General features: G+C 67.6%; 20 protein-coding genes. 4 read left to right on the forward strand and 16 right to left on the reverse strand.

Going from position 1 to position 19,295, the window contains the following annotated elements:
• Positions 1–76 precede the first annotated feature (76 nt).
• From QUV18_RS13800 to QUV18_RS13815, 4 genes are all read right to left on the reverse strand, one after another.
• A complete protein-coding gene (locus QUV18_RS13800; RefSeq protein ID WP_300894559.1) occupies positions 77–646 on the reverse strand; it encodes a hypothetical protein in 570 nt (189 codons plus the stop codon).
• Positions 646–1,896 carry a site-specific integrase gene (locus QUV18_RS13805; protein ID WP_300894560.1) on the reverse strand — a complete coding sequence of 417 codons (1,251 nt, stop codon included), beginning with the start codon at positions 1,894–1,896 and terminating at the stop codon, positions 646–648. The genes QUV18_RS13800 and QUV18_RS13805 overlap by 1 nt, the downstream gene beginning before the upstream one ends.
• Positions 1,897–2,385: 489 nt before the next feature.
• Positions 2,386–3,912 carry a bifunctional aminoglycoside phosphotransferase/ATP-binding protein gene (locus tag QUV18_RS13810; protein ID WP_300894561.1) on the reverse strand — a complete coding sequence of 509 codons (1,527 nt, stop codon included), beginning with the start codon at positions 3,910–3,912 and terminating at the stop codon, positions 2,386–2,388.
• A 45-nt stretch (positions 3,913–3,957) separates the two neighbouring features.
• A complete protein-coding gene (locus QUV18_RS13815) occupies positions 3,958–4,401 on the reverse strand; it encodes a hypothetical protein (protein ID WP_300894562.1) in 444 nt (147 codons plus the stop codon).
• Positions 4,402–4,708: 307 nt separating this feature from the next.
• Between QUV18_RS13815 and QUV18_RS13820 the strand changes: the two genes are divergently transcribed.
• Positions 4,709–4,978, forward strand: a complete 270-nt coding sequence (locus QUV18_RS13820) for a hypothetical protein (protein ID WP_300894563.1) — start codon at positions 4,709–4,711, stop codon at positions 4,976–4,978.
• A gap of 61 nt (positions 4,979–5,039) precedes the next feature.
• Here QUV18_RS13820 and QUV18_RS13825 read toward each other — a convergent pair whose 3' ends face one another.
• From QUV18_RS13825 to QUV18_RS13845, 5 genes are all read right to left on the reverse strand, one after another.
• Entirely contained in the window at positions 5,040–5,600 is a 561-nt protein-coding gene (locus QUV18_RS13825; RefSeq protein ID WP_300894564.1) for a superoxide dismutase family protein, read from the reverse strand.
• A gap of 144 nt (positions 5,601–5,744) precedes the next feature.
• On the reverse strand, positions 5,745–6,443 hold the full coding sequence (locus QUV18_RS13830) for a zinc transporter (RefSeq protein ID WP_300894565.1): 699 nt from the start codon (positions 6,441–6,443) through the stop codon (positions 5,745–5,747).
• Positions 6,444–6,450: 7 nt separating this feature from the next.
• Positions 6,451–7,188 (reverse strand): hypothetical protein, encoded by a 738-nt coding sequence (locus tag QUV18_RS13835; RefSeq protein ID WP_300894566.1) that lies wholly within the window; start codon positions 7,186–7,188, stop codon positions 6,451–6,453.
• An 11-nt stretch (positions 7,189–7,199) separates the two neighbouring features.
• Positions 7,200–8,048 carry an SDR family oxidoreductase gene (locus QUV18_RS13840; RefSeq protein WP_300894567.1) on the reverse strand — a complete coding sequence of 283 codons (849 nt, stop codon included), beginning with the start codon at positions 8,046–8,048 and terminating at the stop codon, positions 7,200–7,202.
• Entirely contained in the window at positions 8,045–8,407 is a 363-nt protein-coding gene (locus QUV18_RS13845; protein ID WP_300894568.1) for a hypothetical protein, read from the reverse strand. Before QUV18_RS13845 ends, QUV18_RS13840 begins: the two co-directional genes overlap by 4 nt.
• 178 nt (positions 8,408–8,585) lie before the next feature.
• On the opposite strand from QUV18_RS13845, the gene QUV18_RS13850 reads away from it, so the two are divergent.
• The gene (locus tag QUV18_RS13850; RefSeq protein ID WP_300894569.1) at positions 8,586–11,048 is read left to right on the forward strand and encodes a vitamin K epoxide reductase family protein; all 2,463 of its coding nucleotides are present in this window, start codon (positions 8,586–8,588) and stop codon (positions 11,046–11,048) included.
• Between the two features lie 19 nt (positions 11,049–11,067).
• Here QUV18_RS13850 and QUV18_RS13855 read toward each other — a convergent pair whose 3' ends face one another.
• Positions 11,068–11,247, reverse strand: coding sequence for a hypothetical protein (locus tag QUV18_RS13855; protein ID WP_300894570.1), 180 nt, complete (start codon positions 11,245–11,247; stop codon positions 11,068–11,070).
• Between the two features lie 24 nt (positions 11,248–11,271).
• Positions 11,272–11,634: an STAS/SEC14 domain-containing protein gene (locus QUV18_RS13860; protein WP_300894571.1), complete on the reverse strand. Its 363-nt coding sequence runs from the start codon at positions 11,632–11,634 to the stop codon at positions 11,272–11,274.
• A gap of 203 nt (positions 11,635–11,837) precedes the next feature.
• Here QUV18_RS13860 and QUV18_RS13865 point away from each other — a divergent pair, with 203 nt between their 5' ends.
• The gene (locus tag QUV18_RS13865) at positions 11,838–13,202 is read left to right on the forward strand and encodes an APC family permease (RefSeq protein WP_300894572.1); all 1,365 of its coding nucleotides are present in this window, start codon (positions 11,838–11,840) and stop codon (positions 13,200–13,202) included.
• Between the two features lie 5 nt (positions 13,203–13,207).
• Here the strand turns inward: QUV18_RS13865 and QUV18_RS13870 are convergent, their stop codons facing one another.
• Genes QUV18_RS13870 through QUV18_RS13885 form a run of 4 tightly spaced genes read right to left on the reverse strand, consistent with a single transcriptional unit; the run spans position 13,208 to position 16,770 of the window.
• Entirely contained in the window at positions 13,208–13,969 is a 762-nt protein-coding gene (locus QUV18_RS13870) for an ATP-binding cassette domain-containing protein (protein WP_300894573.1), read from the reverse strand.
• Positions 13,966–14,910 (reverse strand): iron chelate uptake ABC transporter family permease subunit, encoded by a 945-nt coding sequence (locus QUV18_RS13875; RefSeq protein WP_300894574.1) that lies wholly within the window; start codon positions 14,908–14,910, stop codon positions 13,966–13,968. The genes QUV18_RS13870 and QUV18_RS13875 overlap by 4 nt, the downstream gene beginning before the upstream one ends.
• Positions 14,903–15,850 (reverse strand): iron chelate uptake ABC transporter family permease subunit, encoded by a 948-nt coding sequence (locus QUV18_RS13880; protein WP_300894575.1) that lies wholly within the window; start codon positions 15,848–15,850, stop codon positions 14,903–14,905. Before QUV18_RS13880 ends, QUV18_RS13875 begins: the two co-directional genes overlap by 8 nt.
• Positions 15,847–16,770, reverse strand: a complete 924-nt coding sequence (locus tag QUV18_RS13885; protein WP_300894576.1) for a siderophore ABC transporter substrate-binding protein — start codon at positions 16,768–16,770, stop codon at positions 15,847–15,849. The genes QUV18_RS13880 and QUV18_RS13885 overlap by 4 nt, the downstream gene beginning before the upstream one ends.
• Before the next feature lie 132 nt (positions 16,771–16,902).
• On the opposite strand from QUV18_RS13885, the gene QUV18_RS13890 reads away from it, so the two are divergent.
• Positions 16,903–17,202, forward strand: coding sequence for a DUF2218 domain-containing protein (locus tag QUV18_RS13890; protein WP_300894577.1), 300 nt, complete (start codon positions 16,903–16,905; stop codon positions 17,200–17,202).
• 100 nt (positions 17,203–17,302) lie between these two features.
• On the opposite strand, the gene QUV18_RS13895 is transcribed toward QUV18_RS13890, so the two are convergent.
• Positions 17,303–19,252 carry a TonB-dependent receptor gene (locus tag QUV18_RS13895; protein WP_300894578.1) on the reverse strand — a complete coding sequence of 650 codons (1,950 nt, stop codon included), beginning with the start codon at positions 19,250–19,252 and terminating at the stop codon, positions 17,303–17,305.
• Positions 19,253–19,295 lie beyond the last annotated feature (43 nt).

Genomic DNA, 19,295 nt, shown 5'->3' on the forward strand with positions numbered 1-19,295 from the left:
AACATGGCGCAACATTGGCTCACGCTGTACACTGCCGTCTGCGTTTTTAGTGAACCGAATTCAGCGGATTAAATACTCAATCTATGCGGGCCCGCACGACCTCAAGTCGCCCCTTCACGGCCGACCGCACCTGACCGTCGACGCTCTCATCGCTGCCAGTGACAGCGGAGTGAAATGCAAAAGCGAATTGACCGAAGTCGCCGCTTGGCGTGCCCGATGGCGTTCCGTCAACGAACCGAACAAAAAACGCCAAAGCCGCATCGATGATAGCTTGCTTGCGATGCTTCGGCGGCTGTCCTCGCGTATTCCATTGGCCTTCTGCCGCGGCCGCCTGGATCGCCGATAAGGTCGCCAGAACCTCGGGCCGCTCGAGGTTGCCGGCCGCGATTGGTCCAAGTCCAGGGTGAGCCCAGAAATCAGAATGCGCGCGGCTTAACTCCTTTGCGCGAAGGCGGCGCAATCGCTTCTGCATCTGAGCGGCGAGCTGTTCGATTTCCGACAGAATTTCATCATGCGCCTTTGGCCCCACCTGATTGAAAGCTTCATCCCGCAGCGTCAATCCGTCGAGGGCGATTGAAAGCCAGCGGCGCGCCTCCTTGTCATCAGACAAGTCGACCATCTTCAACAAGCTGTCGACGTGGTCCATCAGCGGGCCTCACCGATCCGAACAACGTTGTCCGCCTTGCCCTCGACCAGATCGGCCACCAGCCGCGCCCATGCGTCCAATGCCGCGCGCTTTTCGTCGGCATAGTCATGTCGCTGATACACGGCCACAATCCCGCCACCCGTGCCGCTTACGTGGTTCAGAACTGCCTCTGTGACACGCACAGGAATGCCAAGCCGCGCCATGCCCGTCGCGGCCGTACGGCGCAAATCGTGAAATGTCCAACGCTCGAGCTCCACCGGCTCTCCGGCTTCCTCGCTGGCAAGCTCCGCCATATGTTCGGCAATGTGATTGCGGCCCTTGTGGAAGCCGCTGAGGGGGCTTCGGCCTGTCGTGGTATAGATTAGCCCGGCGCGACCCTCGACGCGCTCCACCGCTGCGAGCACAGAGCGCACGGTATCGGAAAGCGGTACGGTATGGGGTCGCCCGTTTTTGGTGCGATCCCCAGACAGGTGCCACGTATCGCCCTCAATCTCGGCGTCTGCGATTCCGGCGACCTCTCCGAGCCGCTGGGCGGTCAGCAGCAAAGTTTTGCCAAACGGCCCCCAAGGAAAGCCCAGTTCATCGCAGGCGCGCCAGAACCAGCGGATCTCATCATCGCTCAGAACACGGTCGCGGGCCTTTTCCTTCGCTACAGGCTTCACGCCCTGCGCGGGTGACGCGGAGATGATATCGCGATCCACCGCCCAATTGAAAAACGTGCCGATATAGCTACGAACGCGGTTTGCGCTCACCACCCGGCCGCTGTCTGCTATCCGATCCAAAAGGTCGATCACGTCGCGGCGGGTAATGTCTTGAATGTCCCGCTCTCCCCAAGCGGCAACTACGTGCCGCTCGAGTTCGCGCCTCACGGTGGCGCCGGATTTCAGGCCCGAAAGGTGCCGCTTTGCGTACTGCTCGATGAGCGTCTTGATCTTGTCACGCTCGGACAATTGCGCTTCGATCCGAGCGGCCTTGGCGCTCTTCTTTGCTGCGCTCGGGTCGTCACCCCGCTCGACAGCTTCGATCGCCTCTGACGCGGCGGCGCGTGCATCCGCGACCCCCATGATCGGCCACTTGCCCAAGGTCAGCTTTTTCGGCTTGCCGGCGTATCGGTAACGCACAGCCCAGGATTTCGCGCCGGAAGGCTGAACCACGAGGTACAAACCGGTCAGCGCAGGATCCGGAATTTCGCGTCTGGTTTGCGTCGGCTTAAGAGCTTCCACCCACTTGGTCGTCAACGCTTTCGCCATGGTCAAATCGCCTCTCTGCTACCCGGGAAGGCGACCATGTTTTGTTTCGTCAAATGGTCGATCGGCCCGTTTTTCGCCCGTCACCCCTGATCCCGGGGTAACGCTGGGGTAACGGATTTTGGTGTTTTACAGTGTTACCCCACGTTAGTAACTTTCCATAACAATATACATCTTGTCCAGAAAAATAAGCCATTTTAGAGCAGCGATAGTTTTACATAGTTAGGGGAAGTTTGCCCCTCAAACCCGACTGTTAATCAATTGGTCGTAGGTTCGATCCCTACCGCCGGAGCCAAAAATCCCTAAGCTACTGATTTCACTGGATGTGCCCCGGTCGCGGTCGGTGCCACCCGCGCAGGCTGACGCTTCGCGGCGGCCTTGTTGGCCGCTTGTGTCCCCGGAGCCTCGGCGTGCCGTGAGGCATGAGACGTCGGGGCTGCCTTCCGCGCGAGGTCCGGAGGCGTGTGGTTCATGGCTGCAAACGCAGATCGGCTAGCTTTTCGAACCGGGCCCGAGGAGGCCTTGCGCCGCCTGGGTCATCTCCTCGATCCCGCGCGAGGCGTCGATGCGGTGCCAGTCGACCGGGCCGGTTTCCTTTTCCGTCTGCGCGCGCACGACCTCGGCGTCGGCATCCGAGGCATCGCCCCGCCGTGCGGTGACGCGGCGGGTCAGGGTGTCGAGCGGCGCATCGAGCCAGAGGCCGGTGAACGGCACGGATAGGTCTTGCGCCAGCCGCGCTGCCCCGTGCCGTTCGTCGGGCGACAGGAAGGTGGCGTCGAGCAGCACCGACTGGCCCGTGGCGAGCAGGTAGCGGGCGCGGTCGGACAGGCGGGTGTAGACGGCGCGGGCGGCGGCCCCGGTGTAGCTGTCCTTCGGCAGGGGATCGGATGGCGCCACGCCGGCCAGCGCCTTGCGTTCGAGATCGCTGCGCAGGTGCACCGCGCCGGGCGGGCGCCCGATGCCGGGGGCCAGCTGGCGTGCGAGGGTGGATTTCCCGGTGCCAGACAGCCCGCCCACCGCGACGAGCCGGGGGCCGGTTTCCTGCAGGGCTTGCAGGGCGGTGTCGAGGTAGCCCTGCGCCTCGTCCCGGACCCGTTGGGCGTCGCCCCCGCCGGCCTGGACCGTGACCATGGCGCGGATGCCCGCCCGCAGGGCAAGGAAGAGCGGTAGCGCCGCCAGACCCGCGTCCTGCCGCCCTTCATGGGCATAGAGCCAGGCGTTCAGCACGATGTTCGCAGGGCGTGAGAGGCCCCTGTTCAGCAGGTCCATCACCAGGAAGGCAAGGTCGTAGAGCACGTCGCAGGTGCCCAGCTCCTCGTCGAATTCCAGCGCGTCGAAAAGGACCGGCCTGCCATCGATCAGCACGAGGTTGCGCAGGTGCAGGTCGCCGTGGCAGCGCCGGAGTTGGCCGTCGGTGGCGCGGGTGTCGAGCAGCGGCGCGGCACGGTCGAAGGCGGCGCGGGCGCGGCGTGAGAACGCGGCGGGCCGGTCGGGGCCGAGCGCGCCCTGCATTTCGGCGAAGGCGGTGTCGAGCTCGTCGAGGATGGCCTCGATCCGGGCGGCCCCGTTGCCCTCGCGCCGCGGGGCGGTGTCGTGATAGGCGGCGATCTCGTGGCCGAGGCTGTCGGCCAGGTCGTCGGTCAGCGCGCCACGCGCCGCCAGTTCCGAAAGCTCGTTCTCCTTCGGGAAGCGCTGCATCCGCAGCACCCATTCCACCGGCTCGCCGTCCCCGTCGAGGACGAGATCGTCGCCGTCGCGGGTGACGGGAACGACATCGCGGTAGATCTGCGGCGCGGCGGGCCTGTTGAGCTCCAGTTCGCGGCGCAGCATGGTCTCGCGGGTCTCGAGCCCGGTGTAGTCGAGATAGTCGAAATGCACCGCCTTCTTGACCTTCAGCGCGGTATCGCCGGCCAGGAAGACATGGGCGCCATGGGTTTCGACATGATCGGGCTCGGCGCCGCCATGGGGGGCCGGGCTGCCCAGGAAGGTAATCACCTCGTCCTGCCTGTTGCCGCTCATGGTTCCTGCCTCTTACCGGCCTGGTGCGTCGATCGCATGCGGGCCTCAGGTCGCGCGCCCGTCAGGCACCTCGGGGTCCTGGAGGGTCGCGGCGGTTTCGCCCGGCAGGTCGAGCCCCTGAAGGCCCTTGCCCAGCACGAGCAATTCCACCGACCGCATGACGCAAGTATCGCTGAACGGTTTCACGATGACATCGTAGTCCCGCATGGCGTCGGGCAGGTCGTTCAGCGGGTTGGCGCCATCGGTCAGGAACAGCACCGGGCGGGCATGCCCGGCGAGGCGCACCGCGGTGTCGAGCCGCTTGCTGCGTTCCCGGCGCCCGAGATCGACGATGCCGATATCCGGCAGGGCAAGGTCGATGGCGCGGTTGGCGCCCTCGGCGGAGTTGCAGACGATGACGGGGTGGTATCCCCTGTCTTCGAGCATCGAGGCCACGTCGAGCGCGACCACGTTCTGGTCTTCCAGGATAAGCACCCTTCGGGCGGACATGGGATTACCTTTCTCGAGGTTCCGTCTTACCCCGATATCTGGTTTTCGACCGGCCGGCGCAACCGGGCAGGCTGTTTCCCGCGGGGAAGCGGGAGGCCCGCGCCCGCCATGCGGGGCCTGGCGCGATACTCACGATTTCGTGCGACCCAATGCCTGAAGGATATGTAGCATACGTTCCCCCTCGGGCGAGGTCTGAGCGGCATCCTTCCTACGGGCCGGCGGAAACCGGCCTGAGGGAACGGGGTGGCCGTGGTTGAGACAGGAACATTCGCGGCGGGGTGGCTGTTGGCTGGTCAGGAGGAAAACCATGTCACACGCTCCGGATATCACGAAGTTCCGCACCCGCGAGGGCGGGTTCATCGGGCCAGAGGAATTGCACGAGTTGCTGCTCGACGAAGGCTACTCGGCTGGCAATCGCGAGCAGTATCTCAAGTCGGTCCTGACCGGGCTGTCCCAGGCCGAGGCCGCGCACGAGCATCACCGCGAGGGGCGCGATGCCCTGATGCGCGAGGTGCACGAGATTCTTTCACAGGAACAGGACAAGCAGGGCAACGACCCGATCTCGGACGACGTCTGAGGCGGCTGCCGTCACACTGCCCGGATGAAGCGGCCGGGCGTCCGGCCCGGCCGCTTTTACGTCACTCGATCTCGGCGCAGGCGATCCGTTCGCCCGCGTCGCCGGAGGACTGGCTTTCGTAATCGTCCGATCCGCCATGCACGACAAGCGCGCGGCCCGCGACGTCACCCTCTTCACCGCCGAGCGAGGCGAAGGTGTTCAGCACCTGTGCCTTCAGCGTGCCGTCGGCCGAGACATACTGGTTCGGCATGTCGCCGGTATGCGGGCCGACTTCGAGGTACAAGCCGTGCTGCGTATCGCCGGCATTGTAGTGGCCGCCGGCTGATTTGAACCCGTCCTCGGGGTCGCAGCTGCCCTCTTCGTGGATGTGGAACCCGTGCCAGCTTTCGGGCGGCAGGTTCTGCAGGTCGAGCTCGATCAGCAGGCCGTGCGGCGTGCCGGTCAGCGTGGCCGTGCCGGTTTCCTCGCCCTCGGGCGACAGGAAGGTGACCTCCTGCGTCGGCATCTCGCTTTCGCCGTCCTGCGCGACGGCCGCCGGGGCAAGCCCGAGGCAGAGCGCTGCGGCAGCCGCGCCGCAGAGTGCGCGCGGGGTGCGTGACAGTGACAGGGGGAAATGGGTCATGGTGGAGTGTCCTTTCTCGGATGGGCAGACCTCGCGGTCCTCGCCGGGCGATTTCGCGGGCTGCACATGGGAAAAACCGTCAGGCGGCGGTGCTTGTTCCCGGGACAATCGCACGCAGGGTGTCATGCGCGGGCCCCTGCCCGATCAGCCTGCCGAACGGCTCAGGACGGCTGCGCAGACCAGTCCGCAGGCGCTGGCGATGCCGGTCAGGTCGTCGCCGTCGCGGTGGGCTTGGGGGAACAGCTCGGTAACCAGCGACGCGACGACGGCGCCGGCCGCGACCGCCCGGATCAGGCCCAGCGGGCTGTCGCCCGCGTCCTGGAGCAGGAGATTGCCGCCGATGGTCACGCCGGACAGGACCAGCGCCGCAATACCCCAGAGCGCCGCCACCCGGCGGGCGGACCAGCCGTTGTTGCGCATGTTGCGGGCGCCGGCAGCGGCTTCGGGCAGGTTCGACAGCATGATCGCCACGGCGAAGGCCGAAACCTCGCGGGCGCCGGCCCCGATCAGGTCGACCCCCAGCGCCAGGTTCTCGGGCACGCCGTCGAGCGAGATGGCGGCCAGCAGGCTCAGGCCGCTGCGCCCGCCCCAGACCTCGTCGACCCAGTGGTCGACGATGGCGAACCCCGCCGCACCGGCGAGCAACGCCAGCGACGCGGGGCCGGCGCCGGCGGTCTCCATCGCGGGCAGGAAGAGTTCCAGCACCAGCGAACTCAGCAGGGCCCCGCCGCCGAAGGCCAGCAGGTTGCCCTCCACCCGCTCGGGCAGCGGCAGGGTATACCCCCAGGCCGCCCCGATCAAAAGGGAGGCGGCAACGGCGGCGACGAGAAGGGTCAGGACCATCGGAAGGTCATTGCAGCAGGTCGGCCTCCCAGTATTCGGTGCCGCCGGTGTGCCGGCCCGAGATCAGGGCCGCCACCGTCCTGATGGCGGCGCGGGCACTGCCGATGGGCAGGCCGAAGCGCGACCAGTTGTCGTGCCCCTCGCCGTCATGCAGCGGGACGACCGCGTCGTAGCGCCATGCCTCGCGCAGTTCGCCATAGGCGCTGGTGGCGCGGGTCTCGATATCGTAGAGATCGGGGCGCGAGAGCATGCCTTCCTGCCGCGTGGTCCGGTGCAGGAGCTTGCGGCGCTGGATGTCGGTGACGAGCGCCTCGGGGTCGAGCCCGGCCTCCTGAACCGCGCGCAACTCTTCGCGAGAGAGCGGCGAGAGGAAGATCGAGAGCGTGTCGTAGCGGTCGAGCACGCCCGCCTCGCGCAGCGCGGCGGGAAGCCGCGGGTTCCCCTCGTAGAGCGCGTGGCGGCCGGTGGCGTGGATACGGTCGATGGCGGCCAGTTCCAGCGCGTGCAAGTCGCCGCGGTTGTCGACAACCACGTGGCCCTTGGCCTTCCGCAGTTTCTCGAGCTCGGCCCGCGTGCGGAAATGGTAGGCCTTGCCGTCTTCCTCGCCGGGGCGGCGGGCGCGGTCGGTGGAGAGGACCAGCGGTTCGAACAGGCTGGCCACCTTCGGGCAGACCGTGCCGATCCCCTTCACCAGCGGGCTTTTCCCTATGCAGGACGGGCCGGAGATCAGGATCAGCTTGGGCATGGTTTTCGTCCCTAGTCCGCCGTGGGCGCGCCGCCGTCGGGGTGCAGCACGTGGCCGGTCATGAAGGAACTGTCCTCGCAGGCGAGGAACAGGAGGGAGGGCGCGACCTCGTTGGGCTGGCCGGGGCGGCCCATCGGGCTGCCCTCGCCGAAGCCGTCGACCTTCTTCGGCGGGAAGGAGGCGGGGATCAGCGGGGTCCAGATCGGCCCCGGGGCCACGCCGTTCACCCTTATGCCGCGCGGCGCCAGCTTGTGTGCGAGCGCCCGGGTAAAGGACAGGATCGCCCCCTTGGTGGCCGAATAGTCGATCAGCAGATCCTCGCCGCGGTAGGCGGTGACGGAGGTGGTGGCGATGATCGCCGCGCCGTCATCGAGATGCGGCAGCGCGGCCTGCACCATGAACATCTGGCCAAAGATATTGGTGCGGAAGGTGGCCTCGATCTGCTCTTCCGAGACGTCCTCGAACTCTTCCTGTCCGTGCTGTTCGGCGGCATTGTTGACCAGGACGTCAAGACGGCCCCATTCGCCCGCCACCTGCGCCACGGCGTCGAAGCAGAAGCGCCGGTCGCCCACGTCGCCGCGGATTGCCATGCCCTCGACCCCTTCGGCACGGATGGCGTCGAGCGTGTCCTCGGCATCGCGGTCCTCGTCGAGGTAGAGGATGGCGACCCTGGCCCCTTCGCGCGCGAAAAGCACGGCGGTGGCCCGCCCGATGCCGGAATCGCCCCCGGTGATCAGGGCCACCTTGCCCTTGAGCCGGCCGGAGCCGGGATAGCGCGGCATGTAATCGGGCGCCGGGGACATGTCGTGTTCCAGGCCCGGCTGGCGGTCCTGCACCCGGTTGTCGGAATACTGCGTCATGACGTGCCTCCGAAGGCTATGAGTACGGCGATGATGGCCACCGCGCCGGCAACCAGCGCCAGCAACAGGCCCGGCCGCAGCCGCGCGCCCTGAAGCTCGGCCGGGCCGCGTTTGCGGTCGGCGGGCGGGGCGCGGTGGGCCTCCGCCTTCTCGGCCACGGCAACCTCCTCGCGCGTGGGGGGCGTGCCGGCGGCCTCGGCATCGGTGCCGAGCGGCGCGGCGGCGGGATCGGACGCGGCGGCCTTGTCGGCGGCGCCACCCCGGTCGATGTGGTCGCGCAGGCGCGTGGCGGCCGCGGCGCCGTTTCCTTCGGCGGCGTCGGGGCCGGGTTGGTTCGGTTTCCGGGTGTCCTGCGTCATGTGATCCCAACAAGCCGCTCGCGCGGAAGTTCCGGGGCCGTCCGCGTTTTGCCGGAAATCTGCCAAGGCAGGACGTCGGCGATCGGGGCGCAGCCGGGAACATCGGGGCCGACGGGAACGTTGGCTTTAAGGGCGGGCATGCCCGCTGCCTTTTCCACGGCGCTTACAGGAGTATGGCTTGAGCACCAGCACACGCCCGACAGTCGTCATCACCGGAGCGATGGGCCGGATCGGCCAGCAACTGCGCGCCCGACTTTCGCGACAATACAACGTCGTCGGGCTCGACCTGCCGGATGCCGCGGAAGGCAAGTGCATCGGCTGCGACCTGACGGACCCCGCGTCAGTCGAGCTGGCATTCCGCACGCTGGCCGAGGAGCACGGGCGCAGCATCGCCTCGGTCATTCACCTCGCCGCCTATTTCGACTTCTCGGGTCGCGAGAGCCCGCTTTACGAGAAGGTCAATGTCGGCGGCACGCGCAACCTGGTCCGGGGCCTGCAGGATTTCGAGGTCGAGCAGTTCGTCTATTCCGGCACGATGCTGGTGCACGCCCCTGCCCGCCCTGGCGAGCTGATCGACGAAACCGCGCCCATGGGTCCCCGCTGGGCCTATCCGCAATCCAAGGCCGAGACCGAGGCGGTGCTGCGCGAGGAGGCGGGCGATATTCCCGTGCTCTTCCTGCGGCTGGCTGGGCTTTACGACGACACCACGGCGGTGCCGACCCTGTCGCACCAGATCGCCCGGATCTACGAGCGCGACATGGAATCGCATGTCTATGCCGGCGACACCTCCGCCGGGCAGGCCTTCCTGCACCAGGAGGACATGCTGGACCTGTTCGAGCGGGCGGTCGACCGGCGGGGTGAACTGGAACCGGGGCTGGAGGTGCTGGCGGGCGAGCCGGAGGTGATGAATTACGACGCGCTGCAGCACCGGATCGGCGGGCTGATCCATGGCGAGGAGGACTGGCAGACGCTGTCGCTGCCGCCCTCCGTCGCGCGGCTTGGCGCAAAGCTGCAGGTGCGGGCCGAGCCGGTGGTGCCCGACGCGTTCGACGAGGGCGAAACGCCGTTCATCCGGCCCTTCATGATCGACATGGCCTCGGACCATTATGCGCTGGACATCACGAGGGCCCGCGAGCGGCTGGGCTGGTCGCCGGACCACCGCATTCACGACGGGCTGGAGGCGCTGGTCGCCTCGCTCAAGGACGACCCGGCGGGCTGGTACCGCGCCAACGGGATCAAGCCGCCGGCCTGGCTGCGCTCGGCCGACGAGCGGAGTGAGGATGCCGAGGCGCTGCGCGTCCGGCACGAGCGGCGTTACCGCGAGGCGCATCGCGACGGGCTCTGGGCGCATTGGGTCAATGCCGGGCTCGGCGCATGGCTGATGAGCGCGCCGGCGCTGCTGGGCTACGAGGATACGTGGATGACCGTCAGCGACGTGGTCGCGGGGGCGCTGGTCATCGTCTTTGCCTTCCTGTCGATGTCCTGGCGGCTCTGGCCCGCGCGGTGGGTGACGGCAGGCCTGGGCGTCTGGGTGATGGCGGCGCCGCTGCTGTTCTGGGCGCCGACGGCCGCGGCCTACGCCAATGGCACGCTGGTGGGGATGCTGATCGCGGGCTTCGCCGTGGCGATCCGCCCGCCGCCGGGCGTGTCTGCCGCAGCCGCCCAATCCGGGCCGGTGGTGCCGCCGGGGTGGAGCTATTCGCCCTCGGACTGGTTCCAGCGGCTGCCGGTGATCCTTCTGGCGGTCGTCGGCCTGATCATCTCGCGCTACCTGACCGGCTACCAGCTCGAAAGCCTGCCGGGGATATGGGATCCGTTCTTCGACGGGACGGTGCCGGGCAAGAACGGCTCGGAACAGATCACCACCTCGGACGTATCGGAGGCGTGGCCGGTGCCTGACGCGGGCGTGGGGGCGCTGACCTACGGGCTCGAGATCCTGGTGGGCGCCATCGGCTCGGCCTCGCGCTGGCGGACGATGCCGTGGCTGACGGTGCTGTTCGGGATCATGATCGTGCCGCTGGGCGCGGTGTCGATCTTCTTCATCGTGATCCAGCCGATCCTGATCGGCACCTATTGCACGCTCTGCCTGATCGCGGCGGCGGCGATGGTGCTGCAGATCCCGTTCTCGGTCGACGAGATGGTCGCGACCTACCAGTTCCTGCGCCGCCGCCACAAGGCCGGGCAGCCGTGGCTGAAGGTGTTCTTCACCGGCGATACGGATGAAGGTCCGACCCGCTTCCCGGCGGAGGATTTCGAGCGCGGCCCGCGCGAGATCATCCGCGACATGCTGGTCGGCGGCATGACTCTGCCCTGGACGCTGGCGGCGAGTGCGGCGCTGGGGGTGGGCTTGATGCTGCTGCCGCTCTTCGTCACGTGGGAGAGCCCGATGGCCGGCACCTTCCACGTGGCCGGGGCGCTGGCGATCACCACGGCGGCGACGGCGCTGGCGCCGGTCGCGCGGCTGGCGCGGGTGTTCAACATGGTCATCGGGGTGGCGCTGCTCTTCGCACCGTTCGTGGTCGAAGCCAGCTGGGGCGTCTTCGCCATTTCGGCCCTTGCGGGGCTGGCGCTCATCGCGCTCAGCATTCCGCGCGGGGCCGTCAACGACAGCTATGGCGACTGGGACAGGCTGATCCGCTGAACCGCCCTGCCCCCGACTCCTATTCCGGCTCGGGCGGGGTCTCGTCGGGCCAGCGGGGCGTCTCGCGGGGCTCGTTCGGCACTTCGCGGGGCTCGTTCGGCACCTCGTCGGGCTGGCCGGGCAATTCGTCAGGGCTTGGTGCGGGCACCTCGTTGGGCTGACGCCCGGCGTTCACGGTGTAAGGGGTTGGTTCCAACATTGTAACTCTCCTATGAATGGGCGCTCAGTCGGCGGCGGCCCAGTCCTCGGCCTTGTCCACCTGGTCGCGCAGGAAAAACTCGACCTCGGCGCTGGTCAGCGCCCCGGCGGCCTTGGCGCTCAGCTTCTCGCCGCTCGTCCCGCCGACCACGGCGATGCGGCGGAAATCGTCGAAATGACGGGCATCGAACGTCAGGTCCTTCCAAACCGTCGCGATATCCCAGCCGCGCATGTCGTCCAGCTCGACCACGGCGTTGAGCCTGCCGCCCGACTGTTGGATCGCCTGTTCGATCTCGGGCACGGCGGTGTCGTATTCCTTCGATGTCAGCTTGCCGCTCACGCGGATGGTGACGAGCCTTTTCGCGGGGGTATGGCCGATCTCGATCATCTGCTTTCTCCTTTTCGTCGGCTGCGGTCACGGGGAAAACGCGCGGGCCGATCCCGGCGTTCCGGATGGTGCGCGCGGGCATCGGCGAATTGCCGCCCCTGCCCCATGCGCCTGCCCGGTAGAATTTTCGTGGGTCCGGCCGGGAACCCGGCCGGATCAAGAGTGTTGACACTGTAGCCCCCAGACGATCCGGAGTGACGGCCATGGCCCAGACCACCGATCCGACCAGCCCCTCCGACCCGACAGACGCGACCGATACCAAGCTCAAGCGCGCCATCGGTCCGGGCCTGCTTCTGCTCTTCATCGTGGGCGACGTGCTGGGCACCGGCATCTACGCGCTGACCGGCAAGGTGGCCGAGGAAGTCGGCGGCATGGTCTGGGTGCCGTTCCTCGTGGCCTTTGCCGTGGCCACGCTGACCGCCTGCAGCTATCTCGAACTGGTCACCAAGTACCCCAAGGCGGCGGGCGCGGCGCTTTACACGCAGAAAGCCTTCGGCATCCATTTCGTGACCTTCCTCGTGGCCTTCGCGGTGATGTCGTCGGGCCTCACCTCCTCGGCCACGGCGGCGCGGGCCTTTGCCGAGAATTTCTCGACCGGCTTCGCCTTCGAATTCGGGCCGGTCGCGGTGACGGTGATCGGGCTGGCCTTCATCGGGGCCATCGCGCTCATCAACCTGCGCGGGGTGAGCGAGGGGGTGCTGCTCAACGCGGTCTTCACCTGTATCGAGCTGACCGGCCTGATCATCATCATCGGCATCGGCGTCATGGTCTTCGGCGCGGGCGAGGCGGATATCGGCAAGGCGTTCGAGTTCGAAAGTTCCGACGGGATATTCTGGCCGGTGATCGCGGGCACCACGCTGGCCTTCTTCGCCATGGTGGGGTTCGAGGATTCGGTGAACATGGCCGAGGAGACGAAGCGGCCGTCGCGCACCTTTCCCAAGGTGCTGTTCGCCGGGCTGGCAATTGCGGCGTTGCTGTATCTCGTGGTCTCGATCGTGGCGATTTCCATCGTGCCGGTCGAGGAGCTGGCCGAGGGCGACACGCCGCTTCTGAAGGTGGTCGAGACCGGTGCGCCGGCCTTTCCGCCGTGGGTCTTCGGGTTGATTACCATGATCGCGGTGGGCAACTCGGCGCTGATCAACCTGCTGATGGCCAGCCGCCTCGTCTATGGCATGAGCGAGGAAGGCGTGTTGCCGAGGGTGCTGGGCCGGGTGAACAGCTCCCGCCAGACCCCGGCGACCGCGATCCTCTTCACCTCGCTGCTGGCGGCGGGGCTGGTGACCTTCGTGGGCGCGGTGCCGGAGCTGGGCGGGACGACCGCGCTGCTGCTGCTGGCGGTGTTCACCGTGGTCAACGTGGCCGTGCTGGTGCTGCGGCGCGACAAGGTCGAGCATGAGCATTTCAAGAGCCCGACCGCCGTGTCGGTGGCGGGCGCGCTGAGCTGTGCCTTCCTCGTCGGCCCGTGGACGGGGCGCGACCCGGCGCAATACGCGATCTCGGCGGTGCTGATCGGGATCGGCGTGGCGCTATGGCTGGTCACGCGACTGTGGATGCGGCGTTCGGAGTAGGCGCCTCAGCGCGAGACCACCACCGGCCGCCCCTCGTGGTCGAGCACGTCGAAGCGGGTCTCGTAAAGCTCTCCCAGTACGCCCGGCGCCAGAATCTCGGCGCTCTCTCCGCTGGCGTGAATGCGCCCGTCCTTCATCGCGACCACCCGGTCGGCCCATGTCGCGGCCGCGTTGATGTCATGCAGCACCACCACCACCGAGCGCGCCTCGGGTCCGGGCCGGGTCAGCTCGTGCAGGCGGTGCATCAGGTCACGGGCGTATTTCGGGTCGAGCGCGTTGAGCGGTTCGTCAAGCAGCAGCCACGGCGTCGACTGGGCCCAGACCATCGCCACCTGCGCCCGCTGCCGCTGTCCGCCCGAGAGGGTTTCTAGCGGGCGGTCGGCCATTTGGTCCAGTTCGAACGTCTCGAGGGCGGCCTGCGTCAGCCGCGCATCCTCTGGCCCCGGCCGGCCCTGGTGATGGGGCCAGCGGCCGAACCCCACCAGCTCGCGCACCGTCAGGCGGTTGACGATGGTCTGCGATTGCTGAAGCAGCGCGACGGCGCGGGCCCGGTCGCGATCGGCCAGCAACAGGACCGGCGCATCGTCGATATACACCGCGCCCGCCGCCGGGCGGATCAGCCCGGCAAGGCAGTGCAGCAGCGTGGATTTTCCCGCGCCGTTCGGCCCGATCAGCGCGGTGATGCCGCCCGAGGGGATCTCGACCGAGACATCGGAGAGGATGCGGGCGCCGCCCGCCTCGTGGCTGAGATTGGAAACCGTGATCAAAGGCGCCTCCGGCCGAAAACGAGTGCGAGGAACAGGAGCCCGCCGAGGAACTCGACCACCACACCGAGCGCCCCCTGCTGGCCCAGCAGCCGCTCGAACAGGAACTGCCCGGCAACAAGGGTGATGGCGCCGATGACCGCGGCGGCGGGCAGGAGCAGCGCGTGGCGGCTTTCCGGCACCACCTCGCGCGCAAGGCTGGCGGCGATGAGCCCGAGGAAGGTCATGGGACCCACCAGCGCGGTCGCCGCCGAGACCAGCACCGCGACCAGCGCCAGCGCCTGCATCACCACCCGGTCATAGCCCAGCCCCAGCCCCCGCGCGACGGGCCGGCCAAGCGCCGCCACGTCGAGCGACGGCGCCAGCCGCAGCGCGCCCAGCATGGCCAGCGCGATCAGCCCACCGGCGACGCCAAGGTTGGCGGTCTCGACGCTGTTGAAACTGGCGAAGGTGACGAATTGCAGGATCGAGAATTCCGACGGATCCAGAAGCCGTTGCGCGAAATCCGACAACCCGCGCAGGAGCAGGCCCAGCACGATGCCGGTCAGCACCATGCGGGCGATGTCCTCGGCCCCGCGCCGCAGCAGGACGTGGAACAGCAAGAGCGCCGCGCCGGTCATCAGCGCCGTCTCGCCAAGGAAGGTGAGGTTGGGGTGAAGCTGGGTGAACCCCACCCCACCCAGCACCAGCACCAGCATCGTCTGCAGGAAGATGAAGAGCGCGTCGAACCCGACGATGCCGGGCGTCAGCAGCCGGTTGCCGACGATGGTCTGGAACAGCACCGTCGCCGACCCGGTGGCCGCGCCAACCAGGATCAGCGCCGCCAGTTTCCCCGCCCTGAGCGACAGGATGAAGCCCATCGGCTCGCGCAGGTGCCACGTCAGGAACAGCAGCGCGGCGGCGAGCAGCACGCCGGTCAGCATCAGCACGCGCCGGTCAGCCATGGGCGCGCCGTGCCGGCCGGGCATTGAGCATCCACAGGAAGACGCAGGCGCCGAAGACCGCGAAGATCGTGCCCGCCGGAATCTCGTAGGGCGGGCGCAGGACCCGGCCGAGGATATCCGCCGAAAGCACCGACGCCGCCCCGAATGCCGCCACCACAGGCAGGTTGGCCCGCAGGTTGTCGCCGCGCCAGCGCGAAACGATATTGGGTGCCAGAAGCCCCACGAACGGCAGGTAGCCCACCGTCACCACGATCACCGCAGTGATCACCGCCACCGCCGCCAGCCCGATGCCCCGCGTCTGGGCATAGTTCAGCCCCAGGCTGCGCGCCTGCGCCTCGCCGAAGCCTAGGAGCGTGATCCGGTCGGCGATGGCATAGAGCAGCACGGCGACGATCGCCACGATCCAGAGCATTTCGTACCGGCCCTGCATCACGCCCGAGAACTCACCCAGCCGCCAGGTGCCGAGATACTGCATCAGGTCGGTCGTCCAGGCGATCCAGATCGACGAGGAAAACAGGATGCCGCCATAGATCAGCCCGATGATCGGCAGCAGCATCGGGTCGTGCCGCGGGATGGCGCGGGCGACAGCCAAGAACACCCCCATGCCCAGAAGCGCCGCGACCGCCGCCACCGACATCTTGGTGACGATCGCCGCGCCGGGTGCCAGAAGGGTGATCGCCAGCAGCCCCAGCATCGCCGCCTCGGGCGTGCCGATCAGCGACGGCTCGACCATGCGGTTCTGCACCGATTGCTGCACCACGACGCCCGCCAGCGCCAGCCCGACGCCGGTCAGCAGCGCGGCGGCGGTGCGGGGAAAGCGGCTGATCGCCAGGATCCAGCCCGCGTCAAGCTCTCCGGTGAAGATCGAGGTGGCGCCGACGCAGAGACTGACCGCCGACAGTGCCCCCAGCAGCAGCGCCCAGGCGACCCATGGCCTCAAGAATCGGACCCTTCGCCATCGAAGGCCGCGATCAGCTCGTCCAGCGTGCCCAGCATCGACTGGATGCCGCCACCGGCGATGTAGAGCGGGCCGGACTCGAGGTAGAGGATGCGCCCCTGCTTCGCCGCCGTGGTGCCCTTGACCAGCGGGTTGTCGAGTGTCGCGGCGGCGGCGTTCCCGGCATTCGCCGCATCGCCGATGGCCGCGCCCCGGTCGATCACCAGAAGCCAGTCGGGGTCGATCTCGGCCAGGAACTCGAACGAGACCGCCTCGCCGTGGGTTTCCGCCGAGACGCCCGGATAGGCCTCCGGCAGGCCCGTCGCCGTGTGCAGCCAGCCATAGCGGCTGTCATCGCCATAGGCGGAAATCTTGCCGCCATTGGTCAGAAGGATCAGCCCGTTGCCCTTGCCCTCGATCGCCTTCCGCGCCTCGGCCAGCTTCGCGTCGAACTGCGCCAGAAGCGCGTCGGCCTCGGCCGTCTTGCCGAAGAGCTTGCCATACGAGTTCAGCCGCGCCTTGGCTTGCCCCACCATGTCGGCGCCCCAGATCGTCATGTCGATGGTGGGCGCGATGCGCGACAGCCCCTCCACCTGCGGCGATGACCGACCGCCGGCAACAATCAGGTCGGGTCCCATCACCGCCAGCGCCTCGAAATCCGGCTCGAACAGCGTGCCCACGGGCGTGGTGTCTCCTGCTGCCGCCTCGATGTATGGCAGGTAGAGCGGCCGCGGCGCGCCGTCCACCGGCACCCCGAGCGCCGCCAGCGTGTCGAGCGCCGCGATGTCAAAGACGGCCACGCTTTCCGGCCCGGATTGCAGCGCGACGTCGCCGCGCGCGGTTTCCACCGTCACCTCTTCGGCCCATGCCGGGCCCGAGGCGCAAAGGAACGCGGCCAGCCCGGCCGCCACAAGGGATTTCATCGCAGGACGCTCCTGATCAACGGGGTGCGCGTGGCTTGCGGATCGCTGGCGGCGCGGGTTGCGCACTGGATACGCTCTTGCCAGCAAGCGGTGCAAGGCTTAATTCTTTCCAAAACAGTCAGGATTTTGCACATGACCGAAGAACTCAAGACCGAAACCGGCGTCTTTCCCACGCAGAACGCCAGCAAGTACCTGCAACAGCTCTGCAAGCACTTTGCCCACAAGATCGACGTCGAGTATGACGACACGTCCGCCTCGGCCGCCCTGCCCCCCGGCCCGGCGGAAATGCACGCCACGGAAAATGACCTGACCGTGCGGATCACGGGCAAGGATGAAGAAGCCCTGAAAGTGGCGCGCTACATCATCGATTCCCATCTCGAACGCTTCGCCTTCCGCGAGAATTTCGAGACGATGGACTGGCAGGCGGCCTGATCGGGGCTTCAAGTCGGGCAAGGGTGGCGCTCAACCGATGCCGCAATGAAAAAGGGGCGCGAAACCCGCGCCCCTTCTTCGTGTCTCCGAAGGAAACCCCTCAGAACTTCACTCGTGCCGTCAGTTCGAACGTCCGGCCCGGCTCGTTCAGCGGCACCACGTTGCCGAGGCCCACGCCGTCCGAGCTGCGCGAGGCATATGTCTCGTCGAGCACGTTGCGCACATCCAGACGGATCTCGACATTCGGTGCCGCCTTGGGCGTGTAGGCGGCGTAGAGATCGAGCGCCTCGTAGCCCGACAGCTTGACCGGCGTGTCGTTGTTGTCGAAGGCGATCTCGGCCGTGCCGCCGAGGCGCCATTGCTGGCTGACGTCATAGGCCGCTTCCAGCCCGACGATGCTGCCCATCGGGCGGCCGAAGTAATAGGCGGTCGACCCGATGGCAGCGTTGTTCAGCTCGACATCGGCATAGGTGTAGTTCGCGCGGAAGAAGCCCCGGCTGCCGTAATAGCCGAACGACCCGTCGAAGCCGCGCGACACGAGGTCGGAGACCGCGCCGCGGTTGCCGCCGGTGGGCAGCACGGCGTTGATGTCGTTCACCTCGGTGTAGAACAGCGCACCGCTCGCCTCCCACGGGCCGCTGGCATAGCGCAGGCCGATCCGCGCGGCGTTGGCGCGCGAGGTGGTGATGCCCGCGTAGGTCCACGCGCCGCCGAAGTTGATCAGCGCGGCCTCGCCCAGCTCGTAGCCGCCCCAGCTCGAGGCGAGGCCGGCGTTGAGCGTCCATTGGTCGCTGAGGATCACGTCGACCGCGGCATTGGCGCTGACGCCGGTATCGTCGAAGGTCTGGCCAGTCGCCGCGGTGAATTCCTGCGTGTCGATCCGCGCGCCGTAGGAGACCGAGACACGCTCGCTGACATCCTGCCGGGCCTGCGCGTAGAGGCCCACGTTGGTCAGCTCTTCCTTGCCGGAACTGCCGAACGGGCCCGGCCCGCGGCCCCGCCCGGTGGCGGTTTCGTGAAAGAAGTCCAGGCCAGCGGTCAGCGTGCCGTTGCCGATATCCCATTCGTTCTGGACGATGCCGCTCAGGCTGTCATTCACGCCCCAGACGCCCGAGGCGTCGATTTCCTGCTCGTTGTAGCTGAGCTGGATCAGCGGGTCGAACCAGCCCTCGGGCTGCTCGTCGGTATAGGTCAGCGTATAGGAGGTGCGGCGCGACAGGGCGTCGACGAAGACGCTGGGCCGGCCCACCACGGCGGCAAAGTCGGGCCGGGTGAACAGGATGCCGCCCGGGCCCGCCTGGGCCGAGCGGGTGCCGGTGTCCTCGGTCTGCGAGGCCGAGAATTCCAGCCGCTCGCCGCCCTGGCTTTCATAGGCGAGCTTGAGGATGTAGTCGGTCAGGTCCGCCTCGGTGCCCGGTACGCGGTTGCCCGAGCCGTCGTCGTAATCGCCGCTCTTGTGGCGGGTGGCGCTCAGCAGCCATTCGAACCCGCCCTGCCGGCCGAAGAGGGTCAGCGTGCCGCGCCCGCTCTCCTCGTTCGAGCCGATGGTGGCCGAGGCCATGCCGCCGAAATTGTCGCCCTCTTCCAGAAGGTCCTTGGCATCCTTGGTCTCGTAGGCGATGCGCCCCGCCAGCGCACCGGGGCCGGCATCGGCCGGCGCGATCCCCTCGCTCACCTCGACGCGCTTCAGAAGCGCGGGGTCGAGCAGCACGTTGCCGGTATGGTGGAAGGCCGACTTGTTCTGCCGCGCGCCGTCGATGGTGATCGACAAGAGGCTTTCCTCGATCCCGTTGACGAAGACCTTCTGGGCAATCGCCGCCCCGCCGCTGGCCACGATCGAGGACTCGCCCGCGAAGACGTCCTTGGTGGTCGAGGCGTTGCGGTTCTCGAGGTCCTCCTCGTCGATTTCCTCGTTGCCCAGCAGCGCCTGCGCCTTGCTCGATTCGATCCGCAGCGTGCCCAGGAAATACGGGTCCGCCTCCTGTGCGTGCACCTGCGCGGTTCCAAGCGCCGCGACCGCGCTGGAAAGAAGCCATCCGTAGTATTTCATTGTTACCCTCGTGTTCGTCGTGTTTCCCGATTGGCTGAAACGC

The sequence above is a fragment of the Roseovarius sp. genome, assembly GCF_030373445.1.
GTDB lineage: Bacteria > Pseudomonadota > Alphaproteobacteria > Rhodobacterales > Rhodobacteraceae > Roseovarius.

Coding starts and splice junctions, on each gene's coding strand:
- QUV18_RS13800 (WP_300894559.1), bottom strand. CDS start 646: ATGGACCACGTCGACAGCTTGTTGAAGATGGTCGACTTGTCTGATGAC.
- QUV18_RS13805 (WP_300894560.1), bottom strand. CDS start 1,896: ATGGCGAAAGCGTTGACGACCAAGTGGGTGGAAGCTCTTAAGCCGACG.
- QUV18_RS13810 (WP_300894561.1), bottom strand. CDS start 3,912: ATGAGCGGCAACAGGCAGGACGAGGTGATTACCTTCCTGGGCAGCCCG.
- QUV18_RS13815 (WP_300894562.1), bottom strand. CDS start 4,401: ATGTCCGCCCGAAGGGTGCTTATCCTGGAAGACCAGAACGTGGTCGCG.
- QUV18_RS13820 (WP_300894563.1), top strand. CDS start 4,709: ATGTCACACGCTCCGGATATCACGAAGTTCCGCACCCGCGAGGGCGGG.
- QUV18_RS13825 (WP_300894564.1), bottom strand. CDS start 5,600: ATGACCCATTTCCCCCTGTCACTGTCACGCACCCCGCGCGCACTCTGC.
- QUV18_RS13830 (WP_300894565.1), bottom strand. CDS start 6,443: ATGGTCCTGACCCTTCTCGTCGCCGCCGTTGCCGCCTCCCTTTTGATC.
- QUV18_RS13835 (WP_300894566.1), bottom strand. CDS start 7,188: ATGCCCAAGCTGATCCTGATCTCCGGCCCGTCCTGCATAGGGAAAAGC.
- QUV18_RS13840 (WP_300894567.1), bottom strand. CDS start 8,048: ATGACGCAGTATTCCGACAACCGGGTGCAGGACCGCCAGCCGGGCCTG.
- QUV18_RS13845 (WP_300894568.1), bottom strand. CDS start 8,407: ATGACGCAGGACACCCGGAAACCGAACCAACCCGGCCCCGACGCCGCC.
- QUV18_RS13855 (WP_300894570.1), bottom strand. CDS start 11,247: ATGTTGGAACCAACCCCTTACACCGTGAACGCCGGGCGTCAGCCCAAC.
- QUV18_RS13860 (WP_300894571.1), bottom strand. CDS start 11,634: ATGATCGAGATCGGCCATACCCCCGCGAAAAGGCTCGTCACCATCCGC.
- QUV18_RS13865 (WP_300894572.1), top strand. CDS start 11,838: ATGGCCCAGACCACCGATCCGACCAGCCCCTCCGACCCGACAGACGCG.
- QUV18_RS13875 (WP_300894574.1), bottom strand. CDS start 14,910: ATGGCTGACCGGCGCGTGCTGATGCTGACCGGCGTGCTGCTCGCCGCC.
- QUV18_RS13885 (WP_300894576.1), bottom strand. CDS start 16,770: ATGAAATCCCTTGTGGCGGCCGGGCTGGCCGCGTTCCTTTGCGCCTCG.
- QUV18_RS13890 (WP_300894577.1), top strand. CDS start 16,903: ATGACCGAAGAACTCAAGACCGAAACCGGCGTCTTTCCCACGCAGAAC.
- QUV18_RS13895 (WP_300894578.1), bottom strand. CDS start 19,252: ATGAAATACTACGGATGGCTTCTTTCCAGCGCGGTCGCGGCGCTTGGA.